Consider the following 15,207-nt stretch of genomic DNA (forward strand, 5'->3'; position numbering starts at 1 on the left):
TCTCGTGCCCGGGACCCATACCTTATCCACCGGCAGCGATGGTGACACAGTGCATGGGCCGGCGTTCCGGCAAGAATCTTTCGGGAGAGAGCGACATGCACACCAAGCTATTGAGCGCGGCTTTGCTACTCGTCTCGGCCGGCACCGCCTGGGGTGCGCCGAGCGAGGAATACCTCATCAAGGCAAACCAGCTTTTCCAACAGAACTGCGCCGTCTGTCACGGCGCCGATCGCGGCGGCTACATCGCGCCCGGCCTGACCAGCGACCGGCTGGTGCAGAGCGAAGCGGCGCTGCGCGGCACCATCATGACCGGCATACCCGACACCCTGATGCCGCCCTTCGTGGGCCGGCTCTCCGACGAGGAAATCCGGTCCATCGCCCACCTCATCAAAACGCAGGGCGCCTCCGACCCGAAATGGGGACTGGAGCAGATCCGCTCCAGCGTGGAAGTGCTGGTGGACGAATCCACCCTCCCCAACAAGCCGACCTACGCCATCGACACGGTGTACGACCTGATGGTGGTGATGGCGCGCGGGCGCTATGGCCGCGGCGACGAGGGCAACAACGCGCGCACCGTCTTCCTGGACGGCAAGACCAACAAGATCGTCGGCGAGATCGCCACGCCGGTCGCGCCCCACATCATGGACTTCAGCCCGGTCGCCGAGCGGTGGGCGTGGCTCAAGAGCGACGACGGCACGGTCTACAAGATCGACCTGTACACCCTGCAGATCGTGCGCAAGGCCAAGGTCGGCCTGACCGGCCCCGGCATCGCGCTGTCCAACGACGGCAAGTGGCTGGCCATCAGCTCGTTCGTGCCCAAGAGCGTGGCCATCCTGAAGGCCGACACCCTGGAGCCCGTGAAGTACATGGACCTCGAAGGCGAGGATCCGGACGGGAAATTCGTGAAGTCGGCGGGCGGCCCGGTGATCGGCAGCCGCATCAACAACAAGTTCGCGCTCACGCTGCGCCAGGCCGGCCAGATCTGGATCATCGACCCGGACAAGCCCGACATGCCCGTGACCAAGCTGACCAAGGTCGGCCGGATGCTGCACGACACCTTCCTGACGCCGGACGGCCGCTACTCCATGGTTGCCTCCTATGACGACAACAAGATCGTCGCGATCGATTTCAAGGACGACAAGGTCGTGCGCGACATTCCGGCGGGCTGCCAGCCCCACGTCGGCTCCGGCGCGGTGACGGAGGTCAACGGCCGGTTCCTCGCGTTCGGCACCAACATCGGCACCTGCGACAAGGGCTCGGTGGTCACGGTGTGGGACACCAAGGACTTCTCGGTCGTCAAACAGATCCCGGTCGCCGGCGCCACCGAGTCGCCCGCCGCCCATCCCAACGCGCCGTACGTCGCGGTCGACATCGTGGACAAGGACAAGCGCGCCGCCTGGATACAGCTGATCGACAAGAACACGCTGGAAGTCGCGGAAACGCTGGATGTCGGAGGACACGCCTTCTTCCCCGACTACAACCGCACCGGCAACTACCTCTACGTGAGCTCGGGCTACTGGGGGGATCGACTCAAGATCTACGACAGCAAGACGCTCAAGCTGGTGGCCGAGCACAAGATGGAAAGCCCGTCGGGCATCTTCTCGCGCGCGCGCACCCGCTGGCTGACCATCGGCCTGTCCGAAACCCGCAAATACTGACTGGAGGACCACGGACATGAAATCGTTTCTCCGCATACTCGTGGCGCTGATGCTCTCGCAGGCCGCGGCGCAGGCGCTGGCCGCCGACGGCAAGCCCGCGGTCGTCGACGGCGGCAATCCCGACACGCTCTCGCCCCACGTCTCCACCATGCTGCCGCTATGCGCGTCATGCCATGGCGCCGACGGGATCAGCGCGGTGGGCCTGTATCCCAACCTGGCCGGGCAAAAGGTGGAATACCTGGTCAAGCAGCTGCAGGCCTTCAAATCCCGCGAGCGCAACGACCCGGTCATGAGTTCCATGGCCGAGCCCCTGAGCCCCGAGGCCATCCAGGAACTGGCCCAGTACTTCTCCAGCCGCAAATGAAAGCCGGGGGCAGCCGCCCCCGCGAGGAACCCGAATCCATGGCAAACGCACCCCCGACCCTTTTTCCGGTCTTCTTCAATCTGGCGGACCGGCGGGTCGCGGTGGTCGGCGGCGGCGCCGTCGCCGAACGCAAGGTGGGCCTGCTGCTGGGCACCGGCGCCGCCATTGTCGTGGTGGCCCCGGCGCTTACCCCCTGGCTGCGGGACGCGGCGGACGCGGGAAGCCTCGAACACGTGCCCGCGCCGTTCACGCCGGCCAGCCTGGACGGCGCCTGGCTGGTCGTCGCGGCGACCGACCAGGGCGGCGTCAACCAGGCGGTCGCGGCCGCGGCGCGGGAACGTCGCATTCCGTGCAACGTGGTCGACGATCCGGTCCTGTCCACCATCCAGGTGCCAGCCATCATCGACCGGTCTCCCCTGGTGGTGGCGGTGTCCTCCGGCGGCAGCGCGCCCATGCTGGCGCGGCGGATCCGGGAGCGGCTCGAATCGCTGCTGGACGAAAGCACGGGCGATCTGGCGCGATTCGTGGCGCGCTACCGCAGCCGCATCGTGAGGCGCTTTCGCGACCTGGACGCGCGCCGCGACTTCTACGACTGGATGCTGGACGGCCCCTTGCCCGGCCTGCTTGCGGCGGGTGAGGACCGGCGGGCCTGCCTGACGCTGGAAGCGGCCATGGACGGCGAATCCGCGGCGCGCATCGGAAGCGCGACCATCCTGGCCGCCGCGGACGGCCCCGTGGACCTGCTGACCCTGCGCGCCTTGCGCGCCTTGAACCAGGCCGACCTCGTGGCCCACGTCCCGGCGGTCAACCCGGCCATTCTCGACAAGGCGCGGCGGGACGCGGCAAGAATCGCGCTCAAAGGCCAGGGACTGCGCTCGGAACCGGACGCCTCGGGAGACGACGGGCTGGCGTGGCTGGTGCGGCACGTGAAATCGGGCAAGCGCGCCACCTTGTTGCTGGGCACGGCGCACGACCCGCAGTTGCTGGCCCGGCGCATCGTGGCCCGCGGCGTGCCTTGCACCGTCCTCTGACGGCCGCGCGCGGGCCCCGCGGAATCAGGAGGCCCGTTCCCGCGGCGGTTCTTCCGCCAGCGCCGCGAGCAGACAGGCGCGGCCCCGCTCGCTGAAAGACAGGGACGCGGCCGCCACCCTGCCAGCATCGTCCATTTTTCTCCAGGTCTTCTTCAACACGTCGATCACTTTGTCGGGATAGCTGTCGCAGAAGTCTTCGTATTGGTGCTCCAGGAACACCAGGCACAGCGCGTTTTCCATGCACTGGACATCCGGATCGCGCTTGATGCCCTCCTTGCGCACGATCTTCGCCACGGCCGCGACCGTCTCCGGATCATGGCCCGCGCTGAGCAGCAGCCGCTCGGCGATGCCGGCGTGATGCTCCTTGAGCGCATTGCGCCATTGCAGATAGCCGCTGCGGCCCTCCGGATACGCGGCGCGCGAGACTTCCCAGCGGCCGATATGCTGGCAGCGGGCGGCCAGGCGCAACGCGAGGCTGGCGTCCGGCGCCAACCTCGCGACCCAGTCGGACAGGAACTGCGCGTGGAGCCACTCGCGCGGCTGCGCCTCGCCCTGCCACGCCATCGAGTGTGGGTCGCGCCGGTTGTAGTCGTCGAACAGGCGCAATGCGCGCTGGAATGGCGTGTCGTCCTGCGCCGCGGGATTGGTCGAATGTTCCATGCCATCTCCAGTGAAAAATCAGCGGGCCGCGCCGCCCGCCGCGATTTCGTGGTCGGTCAGATAGCACCCCGGGTCTTCGGCCCAGAGATCGCCCGACTGTTTCTCCGCGCGGATGCGGGTGTTGCCATTGCAGATATCCAGATAGGCGCAGCCGGCGCAACGCCCCTTGACCGGCCGGGGCCTGCGCCGCAACACCTGGAGCAAGGGCTCGTCCGGATTCGACCATATCTCCGAAAACGGCCGCAACCGCACGTTCCCCAGAGTGTAGTGCCACCACATGGTATCCGCGTGGACATTGCCCCGGTTGTCGATGTTGGCGACGTTCACGCCGGAAGCATTGCCGCCCCAGTTCCGCAGCTTGGCCTCGATGCGGGCGGCATGCGACGGAAAGCGGCGCCGCACCCAATGCAGGAAGAAGACCCCGTCCGCATCGTTGTTGCCCGAGGTGAATTCCTTGGGCCGGCCCGCAGACGCATAGGCCAGGCAGGCCTCGAAAATCCGCTCCATGGCCGCTCGCGTCATGCGGTGGTGGCTGTCTTCGCCGCGGTTGCGCAGCCCACGCCCCGCGTAGTTCAGATGCGAAAAATAGAAGCGATCCACCCCCGAGGTATCCAGCAGGTCCAGGAGGCCCGGAAGATCAGCCGCGTTTCCCTGGGTCATGGTGTAGCGGATGCCGACCTTCAGCGCGCGTTCGCGGCACAGCCTGATGCCTTCCAGCGAGGCCGCGAACGCGCCGGCCTGGCCGCGGAACCGGTCGTGCGTCGCGCCCACGCCGTCCAGGGAAATGCCCACGTAATCGAATCCGCAATCGGCGATGGACGCGATGTTCCCCTCGTTGATCAGGGTGCCGTTGGTGGACAGGCCGACGTAGAACCCCAGCGCCTTCGCCCGCCGGGCGATGTCGAAGATGCGGGGATGCAGCAAGGGCTCGCCGCCCGACAGGATCAGGGCCCGCACGCCGAAGGCATGGAGATCGTCCATGACCGCGCAGATCTCCTCGTAGCGCAACTCCCCCGGGAAGTCCTTGTCGACCGAGGCCGAATAGCAATGCCGGCACTGCAGGTTGCAGCGACGGATGAGGTTCCAGATCACCACGGGCCCCGGCGGATCGCGCCTGGGAACGGGAGGCGTGGGTTGCAGCAGATCGGAAACGAAGGCGGAGATGCGGAACATGCTAGGCGTGCCTCAAGCGTAGGCCGGTCTTTTTCAGGATGGCCGTGGAATACAGCACCTCATGCTCGCGCAGGGCGCCGGGAAAGCGGCTGCCCAACGCCCGCGCCAGTTGCGCGATGCGCGCCTGCAGCGCGTCGTGGTCGGTGCCGTGCAGCATGGCGAACAGGTTGTAGCGCCACAGCGGCGCGTGGCGCGGACGCCGATAGCAGTGGGTCACGTCCGGCAGGCTGCCCATCCAGGCCCCGATCGCGTCGACCTGCGCATCGTCCACGTCCCACACGGTCATGCCGTTGGACACGAACCCCAGGGCGTAATGGTTGGGCACCGCGCCGATGCGCCGGATCACCCCGCGCTCCAGCATGGAACGCAGTTGCGTCATCACCTGGTCCTCGGAGACGCCCAGCTCCGCGGCAACGGCGCGGTATGGCTCCCGCGCGATGGGCAGGCCGGCCTGCGTCGCGCGGACCAGGGACAACTCGAATGGCGATAGCCCGGGAGCAGGCATGTCAGACCTCCAGCTTCATTTCCAGGAAATACTCGCGCTCTTTCGGGAAGGCGAGCACGGGCAGCCCCGTCTCCTCCTCGATGGCCCGCAGGCAGGCGCCGATGTCGGCGGCATCCGCCGCGGCCAGCACGAACCACATGTTCAGGAGATGGTTGCGCCGGTAGTTGTGCGCCACTTCGATCCGGCGGTTGACTTGCTCCACGACGCGCTCCCATCGCCATTGCGGCACGGCCATGGCGGCCAGGCAGTAGGCGCCGCCGGCGCGCTCGATCTGGAAGAGCGGGCCGAAACGGGTGAGCGCGCCCTGCTCGCGCAGGCGCGCCACGCGCCCGATCGCTACGTCCTCGTCCAGGCCCAGCGCCCGCCCCACCTCGGCGAAGGGGCGCGGACATACCGGAAACCCGTGCTGCAGATGGTTGATGAGCGCGCGGTCGGTGTCGTCCAGCGCCATGCCGTTGCCCGGCGGATTCCGAAGGTCATCCATGCGTTCGCTCCTCGATCGCGAGCCTGGCGCCGCGCTGCTTGAAGCAGCGGGTCGAGAACAGCACTGCATGCGCCCACGCGTCCAGTCCCAGCCGCGCCGCGATCTCGGCGCGCAGGGCCAGCACCGCGTCCCGCTCCTTGCCATGGATCATGCAGAAAAGGTTGTAGGGCCAGTGCGGGAGGCTGCGCGTGCGGCGGTAGCAGAGCGTGACGCCGGGTTCCGCGCCCAGCCGCGCGCCCAGCGCATCCACCGCGGCATCGTCCACGTTCCATACGCACATGGCATTGGCCCGGAAGCCGAGCCGGCGGTGCCGCAGGACGACGCCGAAGCGGCGGAACACGCCGTCCCGCTGCCATTGCCCCAGGCGGCGCAGCACGTCCTCTTCCCGCAGGCCGGCCAGCCGCCCCAGGCGCCGGTAGGGCCGCGCGCTCAGTTCGATGCCGTCCTGCGCCGCGTGCAGCAGGGCTTCCGCGGCGCTGCCCGCCGGTGGAAGCCGGATCCGCCGCGCAGTCTCGACCGACGCGGCGCGGCGTTCCGGCGACGAAAGGCTGAAGCCCAGGTCGATGTGATACCCGGCCTCCATCGGCAAGGCCAGGGGCCGGCATCCCGTCTCCTGGGCGATCCGAGCCAGCAAGCGCTCCAGCGCATCCCGGTCGCGGCAGGCGGCAACGAACCATAGGTTCAGCGCGTGTTCGCGCTCGTAGTTGTGGTTGACCTCCGGCAGCCGCGTCACGTAGGCCGCGACGGCGTCCAGGCGCTGCGGCGGCACCTGCATCGCGACCAGGGCGCTGGCGAAACAGGCCTGGTGCAACACCGGGCCGATCCGGCTGACCACGCCCTCGCGCCGCCACTGCCGGAAGCGGTCGAGCACCGTCGCCTGGTCCAGGCCCACGCAGGCGCCCAGCAAGGCGAAGGGTCGCGAAGTCAGGGGAAAGCCGTGCTGCCAGGCGTCGAGCAGGCGCAGGTCGGCTTCGGGGAGATCAGAAGCCAATGCGCGTGCTCCTGTGCGTGAAGAAGATGCCGCTCGGTTTGGGGATGTCGAAGCTGCTGCCGCGTTCCAATGTCCGGGTGTCGTACACCAGGACCCGGTCGTCATCGCGCGCGGACAGCCAGACCGACTCGCCCCGCGGCGTGAACTCCATGTGGAGGATGCCGCGGCCCGGCGCCAGCGTCCGGATCACGCCCAGCGTCTCGGTGTCGATGACCTGCACCTGGCCGTTGTCCGGCACCGCGAAATTGACCCAGACGCGGCGGCCGTCCGGCTGCGCCATGACGAACACCGGCTGGCCCAGCGTCGCCACCCGCCCGACCTCGCGCCAGCTGTCGGTGTCCACCACCAGCACCTCGTGCCGGCCGATGGCGGGCAGGTACAGGCGCCTGCCCGCCATGCCCCATCCGCGCAGATGAGGCATCTTGTAGACCGGCAGCGGCTGCTCGCCGCGGCCGTAGCCCTGCAGGATCTTGCGCACCCCCGCCTCCGGATGCCAAAGATCGATCATGGCCAGCGCATCTTCGCCGAACAGGCCCGCGATGTAGTAGCGCCCATCGGGCGTGACCAGCGCGTCGTAGGGCTGGCGCCCGGCGGCGAAACGACGGGTGCTGGGCCGGGCGGGATCGGTAAGGTCCGTGATCCAGATTTCCCCGGCATCGAACAGCGCATAGGCGAACTTCTGGCCCGGCAGGTCCGCCAGGCCCACGACCTTGGACCGCCTCCCTGGCGCGTATTCGGCCGGCACTTCGCTGATCTGCCGCAGCGTCTCGGCGTCGAAAACCTTGATGCCGCCCGGCTCGTAGTTCTGCACCACGATCAAGCGCCCGTCCTGCGAGATGGAGCCGCCGATCGCATTGCCCGACTGCACGACCCGGCGGTCGACGCGCGCGCGCAGCAGGTCCACCTTGGTCAGGCCGCCGTCGCGGCCGAAGACATAGCCGTAGCGGCCATCGCGCGAATAGGCGATATGCGCGTGCGACAGATCCCCCAAGCCTTCGATGCGTTGCAGGACGCTGGGGCCGGAGGTCTCGACGAGGGAAACGCTGCCGTCGGCGCGCTCGATCACCAGCCCGAGATCGTTTGTGCCGCGCGGCGCGGACGCCGGCGCGCAGCCGGACAGCACGACGATCGCGGCCAGGATCGCAAGGAAACGCAGGTTCATGATGGCTTCTATTCCTGTGGAAAGCCGTCCAGCAGCTGCCCGGCTATCCAGGCGGCTTCGGCCGGCGCGACGATCCCCTGCCATCCCGGCATCGCCGTGCCGGGTATGCCGTGGAGAATCACGTGTTCGAGATAGGCGCCCGATTTGCCGGAAAGCGCGCGCGGCGTCAGCGGCGGGCCCAGGCCGCCGCTCAGCCGCAGTCCGTGGCACGAACCGCAGTCCTGCCGCACCAGATGGATGAGCCTGGCCTCGCGGCCCGCGCCGGCTTCCGCGCCGGACCCGGCCGGCTGAGCCGCGCCGCCCCCCGCCGCCGCCCATCCCGCCCAGCACAGCAACATCGGCCCGATCAGGCGGCGACAGGCGCGCATGGCTCGATCGCATCGGAAGCATGGCGAGGCTCGCCGGCAGGCGCCGGCTTCGCGTCCGGCCCCGCGCGCCGGGCCAGCCGCACCACGTCGCCCACGACCAGCAGCGTGGGCGGCTCGAAGCTGGCGACGATCTTTGGAATCCGGCGCAGCGGCGCCGCTTCCCAGCGTTGGCTCGTGGTGGTTCCGCCGTGGATCAGCGCGGCGGGCGTGTTGCCGTCGCGTCCGTGCCGTACCAGGGCGTCGACGATGGCCGCGACATTGGCCACCGCCATGTAGAACACCAGCGTACAGGAGGGATCCGCCAGCGAACTCCAGTCGAGCTCCAGGCCCGCATCGTCGCGCAGATGGCCGGTAATGAAGCGCACGCTGGTCGCGACCCCGCGATGCGTGAGCGGGATGCCGACGGCCGCCGCGCAGCCGTTGGCCGCCGTGATGCCCGGCACCACCTCCACGGGAATGCCGTGCCGCGCCAGGAACAGCAGCTCCTCGCCGCCGCGGCCGAAAATAAACGGATCGCCCCCTTTCAGGCGCACGACGCGGGCGTGCGATCTCGCCAGATCCAACAGCAGCCGATGTATGTCGTCCTGCCGGTGCAGGCAGCCGCCCGGAACTTTCCCCACGTCGTGGAACTGCGCGCGCGGATTGATGAGGGGGAGTATGCCGGCCCCCACCAGCCGGTCGCAGACCACGGCATCGGCCTGTTGCAGCAGCTTCACCGCGCGCACCGTGAGCAGTTCGGGATCGCCCGGACCGGCGCCGATGAGGTAAACCGTTCCGTTCAACTCTCCCTCCTTTGCAGCCGCGCTGCGCAAAATGCCTTGAGGGAAGTGTAGGGAGCGGGGCGCGGGCGCCATAGGTACGGTCGATGTCCGCCGGATGGGTGCGCCCGCCGTCCGGATGGTCGCGGAAAGCCGCGGCTAGGGGTAGTATGGATAGCGCTGCTGCTGTTCACGCTCCTTGAAGGGCTCCCGGACCGGCGTGCCCTCCCCACCCTCAGGAGGTTGTCATGTACAAGCACATACTCATCCCCGTCGATGGATCCGCCCTGGCCGCTGCCGGCCTGGAACAAGGACTGGGCCTGGCCCGCGCGCTGGGCGCCAGCGTCACGGTGCTGACCGTCTACAGTCCCTTCCAGACGATTTCCATGGAAACCGTGCAGTTGGAAGGCGTCCGCACCGAATATGAGCGCCATGCCCGGGACCTGGCCCAGTCATACCTGTCGGACGCGGCCAAGCGGGCAGAGGCCGCCGGCGTGCCCTGCACGACGGAAATGCGCGAAAGCAGCAATCCCTACCAGGCGATCGTCGACCTGGCCATGACCCAAGGCTGCGACCTGATCGCCATGTCCTCGCGCGGCCATGGCGCGGTGGCGGCCGTGCTGCTGGGCAGCCAGACCCAGAAGGTGTTGGCGCACTCCACGTTGCCGGTGCTGGTGTACCGCTGAGGCCCGCCAGGTTTTCCCCGATGCGCATGGCTGGGTATCGTCCACGGTCCGCCGCCCGTCGGCCCGCGCCCGACGTATCCCGCCCATGCAATGCCCTCGCTGCAACGGGCAAGACCCGGCCCGCAATACGCAGTGCTTCAGTTGCCATGCGCCGCTGGCAATGCGGCAGCGACGATGTCGCGCGGGACGATCGTCCCTACGCCTGCCGCCACGACGCCAGCGCCTTCGCCCGCTGAAGTCAGGCGCCTGGGCGGTCCCAGTCGTAGCCTTCCAGCAAGCCCAGCACGCAGCGCCGGACCGCCGCCACCGCCTCATCGCGCAGCGCGTCCGGGCGCCAGCCCATTTCGATGGCATAACCCGGCATGACCACCGGACAGGGCAGCATGCGCAGGCCCGTGGCCCGGGCCAGGCCCCGCGCCGCATGCGCGGGCAAGGTCGACAGGGCATCCCCGCCGCGCAACAGAAAGGCCAGCGCGGAGAAATGCGTGGTCGAGGCCTGCACCCGGCGCGACAGCCCCAGGCCGTGCAGCACTTCGTCCACCACGCCGATGAAGCCGCCCGACGACACCAGGATGTGCTGGCGGCCGATGAACTCGTCCACGGACAGGGCCGCCTGCCCCGGCGCCAGGCTGGCGGGATCCAGCAGGCAGGCGTAGCCGCCCTGCCCGGCCGTGACGCGCTGCAAGGCGTGGGCCGAGAGGCCGCCCGAGGCGATCACCAGGTCGGCCTCCCGCGCCATGAGCATGTCCGCCGCCAGCCGGCTGTGGGTCTGGCGGAAGATCAGCCGCAGGCCGGGCGCGCTTTCCGCCAGCGCGCCGATCGCATCCCGCCCCAGCGCGATCTCGAAGTCGTCCGACAGCCCCAGGGTCACGGACCTGCCCGCGAAGTCCGCCGCGCCCGGCCGCGCCAGGGCCAGGCTCTGCCGGCATTTGTCCAGCGCCTCGCCGATGACCGGCCGCAGTTCGCGCGCCCGCAGGCTGGGTGCCAGGCCCCTGCCTGTGCGGGTGAACAGCGCATCTCCGTACAGGACCCGCAAGCGGCCCAGCGCGGCGCTGACGGCCGACTGCGTTACGCCCAGGCGCAAGGCCGCGCGGCCCGCCCCGCCCTCGTCATAGATCGCCTCGAAGACCTTGAGCAGGTTCAGATCCGTCGATTCGATATCAATCTTGTTCATATCATTTATCTCTGGGCAGGATTGATTGATTTTAGGACGCGCCCGACACTAAGTCGCATCGCCCTTCCTCCCCACCCATCGAGACCATCGACATGACCACGAAAACCGTTGCCGCGCTGCAGATAGGCTCCTCTCCCGAAGGTAAGGCCCGGACCCTGGAGCACATCCTGGCCTATGAAAGCGAAATCGCCGCCTCCGGCGCCTCGCTCGTCGTCATGCCGGAAGCGCTGCTGGGCGGCTATCCCAAGGGCGAGATCTTCGGCACCCGCCTGGGCTACCGCCTGCCCGAAGGCCGCGAAGCCTATGCCCGCTATTACGAGAACGCCATCGACGTGCCCGGCCCCGAGACCGACGCGCTGGCCGGCCTGTCGCAGCGCACCGGCGCCAGCCTGGTCGTGGGCGTGATCGAACGCGGCGGCAGCACGCTGTACTGCACCGCGCTCTTCTTCGAACCCGGCGCCGGCCTGGCCGCCAAGCACCGCAAGCTCATGCCGACCGGCACCGAACGCCTGATCTGGGGCCAGGGCGACGGCTCCACCCTGCCCGTCATCGACGCGGCCACCGGCCGCATCGGCGGCGCCATCTGCTGGGAAAACCACATGCCGCTGCTGCGCACCGCCATGTACGCCAAGGGCGTAGAAATCTGGTGCGCGCCGACGGTGGACGAGCGCGACATCTGGCAATGCTCGATGCGCCACATCGCCCATGAAGGCCGCTGCTTCGTGGTCAGCGCCTGCCAGGTGCAGCCCTCGCCCGCCGAGCTGGGCCAGGACGTGCCCGGCTGGGACGCCGACCGGCCGCTGATCAACGGCGGGTCGGTCATCGTCGGCCCGCTGGGAGACGTGCTGGCCGGCCCGCTGCGCGGCAAGGCCGGCCTGCTGACCGCCCAGGTGGACACGGAAGAACTGGTGCGCGCCCGCTACGACTTCGACGTGGTGGGCCACTATTCGCGCCCGGACGTCTTCTCCCTGACCGTCGACGAACGCCCCCGCCCGCCGGTGCAGTTCATCTCCTGACCGCCGGACCCGCCGGGCGTGCTTATGTCCGGCCCCGGGATGGTATAGTCTCGCCCGCTGCCGGCCCTTCCGGGGCCGCGCAATGCCCGAGTGGTGAAATTGGTAGACACAAGGGACTTGAACTAATTTGAGCCCTTTGGAGGAAACTCCAAAGGTGTAGCCCGTCAAACTCGGCGAATGCCCTGGACCCGTTCCGAGCCAACGCCGAGCCAAGCCCCGCTGAAAGGCCGGGGAAGGTGTAGAGAGCAGACGGCGGGCACCTACGGCCGCAAGGCTATGGTGAAGGCGTGCTCCAGACCACGAACAGCGCCCCGCGCTGGCGGCGAAAGCCGAAGTGGTAAGAAAATCCCTCGGCCTCGCGGCCGTACCGGTTCGATTCCGGTCTCGGGCACCACCCCTCGCGCGCCCCGCCGGCGCGCGCTCCCTTGCGGTTCGTCTCCGTCCCCATGAAATTGGGCGCCCGCGATCCCGGCTATCGATTTAATCTAGTCCGGCAACCAGGGAGCGTCCCATGATCACCCTATTCTCGTACCCCGGACTCTATGGGCTTGAGGACAACAATCCCTACGGCCTGAAGATCTACGCCTTCCTGAAGCTGTGCCGGCTGCCGTTCGACCACCGGCATACCCTCGACGTGCAATCGGCGCCGCGGGGGCAGTTGCCCTACGTGGTGGACGGCGACCTGGCCATCGGCGACAGCGACGCCATCATCGCCTACCTGAAGCGGCGCTACGAACTGACGATAGACAGCGCCCTCACCCCGCAGCAGCACGGGCTGGACCTGTTGATCCGCCGCACGCTGGACGATCTGTACTGGGTCATGTCGTATTCGCGCTGGCGCGACGACCGCTATTGGCCGATCTTCAGGAAGGCGCTGCTGGACACCCATCCGGACGTGTCGCCCGAACAGATGGAGGCCGCCCGGCAATACAACTTCCAGCGCTACCACTACCAGGGCATCGGCCGCTACGCGCCCGACGACGTCTACGCGCGCGGGGTCGCCGACCTGGAAGTCATCGCCGATCTGCTGGGCGACAAGGATTTCGTTTTCGGCCCCAATCCAGGCAGCGTGGACGCGGGCCTCTACGGTTTCCTGGCCAATATCCACTTTTACGCCATCGACACGCCGCTCAAGCAATTCCTGTCGTCGCGCCGCAATCTGGTGCGTCATTGCAACGCCTTGCGCGCCGACCTGGCCTAGGCGGGGCGGCCCCGCCGTTCCCCGACGAGCCGAAAAACCATTATTCTTGCGCCTCGCCTCTTTTCCTTACCGGCCATGCCGCCGGGGCCCGCGCCGCGGCCCCGCTCCGGCCCGCCCCCGAATCGCATCTTGACCGCCGCTCCCGCCACTGCCCCCTTCATCGTCCTCGACGCCTGCGTCCTCATGTCCGGCATCCTGCGCCGCCTGCTGTTGCGGCTGGCCGAGGCCGGCGTGTTCGTGCCGGTCTGGACCGACCGCATCGGCGAGGAATGGCGCCGCAACGCCTCGCGCATCTGGACCATACCGCCCGAGGTCATGAACGAGTTGTGGGACGACATGAATGCGCGCTTTCCCGCCGCCCGGGAGGTGGACACGCAAGTCTACGAAGCGTCCCTGCGCTACAGCGACCCCAAGGATTTTCACGTGATCGCGGCCGGCCTGGCGCGCCGCGCCCGCTGCGGCCTGCAGCAACCGCCGGTGGTGCAGGTCCTGACGTGGAACCTGAAGGATTTCAACCGCTCGGAGTTGCGTCGCCAGGGGCTGGACGTCTACAACCCCGACCGCATGCTGGTGCAATGGTGGCAGGCCGGCGCCGACCCGATCCGCGCCGCGGTGGCGCAGGTGCCCGCCGACTACGTCGCGCTGGGGCGCGAGCCCGAGCCGCTGTCGGCGACGCTGCACCGCGAGCGGCTGTACGGCCTGAAGAACCTGCTGGCGCGAGACGCCGCGCCGGCGGCCTGAATCCGAGCGGCGCCGCTCAGTGGTCGTGATTGCTGGCGGCGAATCCGGCGGCGTTCAGCACTTCTATCACTTCCTGGATGTGCTCGTGCCCGCGGGTCTGCAGCACGAAATCCACTTCGACGTTGCGCACCGGCAGTGAGGTAAAGGCGCGCTGGTGGTGCACCTCGGTGATGTTGGCCTGCGCGTCGGCGATGAGCTTGGTGGCATGGGCCAGCGCGCCCGGCAGGTCGCGCAGGTCCACGCGGATGCGGGCCAGGCGCCCGGCGCGCACCATGCCGCGCTCGATCAGTTCGCCCAGCATCAGCGGGTCGATATTGCCGCCGGTCAGCACCAGGCCGATGCGCTTGCCCTGGTAGGGGCTGGCGCCGGCTTCCTGCGCATGCAGCAGCGCGGCCAGGCCCGCCGCGCCGGCGCCTTCGACGACGGTCTTTTCGATTTCCAGCAACACCACGATGGCGTGCTCGATATCGCTCTCGGACACCAGTTCGATCCGGTCGACCAGCTGGCTCACGATAGGCTGCGTCAGCGCGCCGGGCGATTTTACGGCGATGCCTTCGGCGATGGTGTACTGCCCCTGCGGCATGGACACGCCGTTGACCGCCGCATACATGGACGGAAAGCGTTCGGTCTGCACGCCCACGATCTCGATGCCGGGCTTGAGCGCCTTGGCCGCGGTGGCGATCCCGGAAATCAGGCCGCCCCCGCCGATCGCGATGACCAGCGTGTCCAGTTGCGGCTGGTCTTCCAGCATTTCAAGGGCCACCGTGCCCTGCCCCGAAATGACGGCTTCGTCGTCATACGGATGGATCATGGTCAGCCCGCGTTCCTGCGCCAGTTCGTAGCCGCGCGCCTTGGCGTCGTCGAAGGTGTCGCCCGCCAGCACCACTTCGGCGCCGAAACGGCGCGTATTGGCGACCTTCACGGTGGGCGTGAAGCGCGGCATCACGATCACCGCCGGCACGCCCATGCGCTGCGCATGGTAGGCCACTCCCTGGGCATGGTTGCCCGCCGACACGGCGATCACGCCCGCCGCGCGCTCGGCGTCCGACAGCGTCAGCATGCGGTTCAGCGCTCCCCGCTCCTTGAACGACGCCGTGAACTGCAGGTTCTCGAACTTCAGCCAGATTTCGGCGCCGAAGATGTCGGACAGCGTGCGGGAAAGGGTAAACGGGGTCTTCAGCACCTGGCCGCGCAGGTTCTCGCGGGCAGTCTGAATGGAGGCGATATCGATCACG

17 protein-coding genes are annotated in these 15,207 nt (G+C 68.5%); 7 read left to right on the plus strand and 10 right to left on the minus strand.

Translation table 11 applies throughout. The features are described from left to right. Positions 1-95 precede the first annotated feature (95 nt). Genes ADE01S_RS01740 through ADE01S_RS01750 form a run of 3 tightly spaced genes read left to right on the plus strand, consistent with a single transcriptional unit; the run spans position 96 to position 3,053 of the window. Entirely contained in the window at positions 96-1,658 is a 1,563-nt protein-coding gene (locus ADE01S_RS01740) for a nitrite reductase (protein WP_062679728.1), read from the plus strand. A 16-nt stretch (positions 1,659-1,674) separates the two neighbouring features. Further along, complete coding sequence (locus ADE01S_RS01745; RefSeq protein ID WP_062679729.1) at positions 1,675-2,022, plus strand: c-type cytochrome; 348 nt, start codon at positions 1,675-1,677, stop codon at positions 2,020-2,022. 38 nt (positions 2,023-2,060) lie between these two features. Further along, a complete protein-coding gene (locus ADE01S_RS01750; RefSeq protein ID WP_123786034.1) occupies positions 2,061-3,053 on the plus strand; it encodes a precorrin-2 dehydrogenase/sirohydrochlorin ferrochelatase family protein in 993 nt (330 codons plus the stop codon). 24 nt (positions 3,054-3,077) lie between these two features. On the opposite strand, the gene ADE01S_RS01755 is transcribed toward ADE01S_RS01750, so the two are convergent. Genes ADE01S_RS01755 through cobA form a run of 8 tightly spaced genes read right to left on the minus strand, consistent with a single transcriptional unit; the run spans position 3,078 to position 9,178 of the window. After that, positions 3,078-3,713, minus strand: coding sequence for a DUF4202 domain-containing protein (locus ADE01S_RS01755; RefSeq protein WP_062679731.1), 636 nt, complete (start codon positions 3,711-3,713; stop codon positions 3,078-3,080). An 18-nt stretch (positions 3,714-3,731) separates the two neighbouring features. Next, positions 3,732-4,886 (minus strand): heme d1 biosynthesis radical SAM protein NirJ, encoded by a 1,155-nt coding sequence (gene nirJ, locus ADE01S_RS01760; protein WP_062679732.1) that lies wholly within the window; start codon positions 4,884-4,886, stop codon positions 3,732-3,734. A 1-nt stretch (position 4,887) separates the two neighbouring features. After that, entirely contained in the window at positions 4,888-5,391 is a 504-nt protein-coding gene (gene ahbB, locus ADE01S_RS01765) for a siroheme decarboxylase subunit beta (protein ID WP_062679733.1), read from the minus strand. A gap of 1 nt (position 5,392) precedes the next feature. Next, on the minus strand, positions 5,393-5,875 hold the full coding sequence (locus tag ADE01S_RS01770) for an Lrp/AsnC family transcriptional regulator (RefSeq protein ID WP_062679734.1): 483 nt from the start codon (positions 5,873-5,875) through the stop codon (positions 5,393-5,395). Further along, positions 5,868-6,866: a siroheme decarboxylase subunit beta gene (gene ahbB / locus ADE01S_RS01775; RefSeq protein WP_062679735.1), complete on the minus strand. Its 999-nt coding sequence runs from the start codon at positions 6,864-6,866 to the stop codon at positions 5,868-5,870. Before ahbB (ADE01S_RS01775) ends, ADE01S_RS01770 begins: the two co-directional genes overlap by 8 nt. Then, complete coding sequence (locus tag ADE01S_RS01780) at positions 6,856-8,028, minus strand: cytochrome D1 domain-containing protein (protein WP_062679736.1); 1,173 nt, start codon at positions 8,026-8,028, stop codon at positions 6,856-6,858. Before ADE01S_RS01780 ends, ahbB (ADE01S_RS01775) begins: the two co-directional genes overlap by 11 nt. 8 nt (positions 8,029-8,036) lie before the next feature. Beyond that, a complete protein-coding gene (locus ADE01S_RS01785) occupies positions 8,037-8,396 on the minus strand; it encodes a c-type cytochrome (RefSeq protein WP_075873202.1) in 360 nt (119 codons plus the stop codon). Beyond that, positions 8,375-9,178, minus strand: a complete 804-nt coding sequence (gene cobA / locus ADE01S_RS01790; protein ID WP_062679737.1) for a uroporphyrinogen-III C-methyltransferase — start codon at positions 9,176-9,178, stop codon at positions 8,375-8,377. Before cobA ends, ADE01S_RS01785 begins: the two co-directional genes overlap by 22 nt. 224 nt (positions 9,179-9,402) lie before the next feature. On the opposite strand from cobA, the gene ADE01S_RS01795 reads away from it, so the two are divergent. Continuing rightward, positions 9,403-9,840 (plus strand): universal stress protein, encoded by a 438-nt coding sequence (locus tag ADE01S_RS01795; RefSeq protein ID WP_062679738.1) that lies wholly within the window; start codon positions 9,403-9,405, stop codon positions 9,838-9,840. Positions 9,841-10,078: 238 nt separating this feature from the next. Here the strand turns inward: ADE01S_RS01795 and ADE01S_RS01800 are convergent, their stop codons facing one another. After that, positions 10,079-11,014, minus strand: a complete 936-nt coding sequence (locus tag ADE01S_RS01800) for a LysR substrate-binding domain-containing protein (protein ID WP_062679739.1) — start codon at positions 11,012-11,014, stop codon at positions 10,079-10,081. Positions 11,015-11,106: 92 nt separating this feature from the next. On the opposite strand from ADE01S_RS01800, the gene ADE01S_RS01805 reads away from it, so the two are divergent. The 3 genes from ADE01S_RS01805 to ADE01S_RS01815 all read left to right on the plus strand — a co-directional run bounded on the left by ADE01S_RS01805 (position 11,107) and on the right by ADE01S_RS01815 (position 13,972). Further along, complete coding sequence (locus ADE01S_RS01805) at positions 11,107-12,030, plus strand: carbon-nitrogen hydrolase family protein (RefSeq protein ID WP_062679740.1); 924 nt, start codon at positions 11,107-11,109, stop codon at positions 12,028-12,030. A gap of 511 nt (positions 12,031-12,541) precedes the next feature. Continuing rightward, positions 12,542-13,231, plus strand: a complete 690-nt coding sequence (locus tag ADE01S_RS01810) for a glutathione S-transferase family protein (RefSeq protein WP_062679741.1) — start codon at positions 12,542-12,544, stop codon at positions 13,229-13,231. Between the two features lie 75 nt (positions 13,232-13,306). Continuing rightward, entirely contained in the window at positions 13,307-13,972 is a 666-nt protein-coding gene (locus ADE01S_RS01815) for a PIN domain-containing protein (RefSeq protein WP_370511551.1), read from the plus strand. A gap of 16 nt (positions 13,973-13,988) precedes the next feature. Here ADE01S_RS01815 and ADE01S_RS01820 read toward each other — a convergent pair whose 3' ends face one another. Further along, positions 13,989-15,206, minus strand: a complete 1,218-nt coding sequence (locus tag ADE01S_RS01820) for a threonine ammonia-lyase (RefSeq protein ID WP_062679743.1) — start codon at positions 15,204-15,206, stop codon at positions 13,989-13,991. Position 15,207 lies beyond the last annotated feature (1 nt).

The sequence above is a fragment of the Achromobacter denitrificans NBRC 15125 genome, from assembly GCF_001571365.1.
Taxonomy (GTDB): Bacteria; Pseudomonadota; Gammaproteobacteria; order Burkholderiales; family Burkholderiaceae_B; genus Achromobacter; species Achromobacter denitrificans.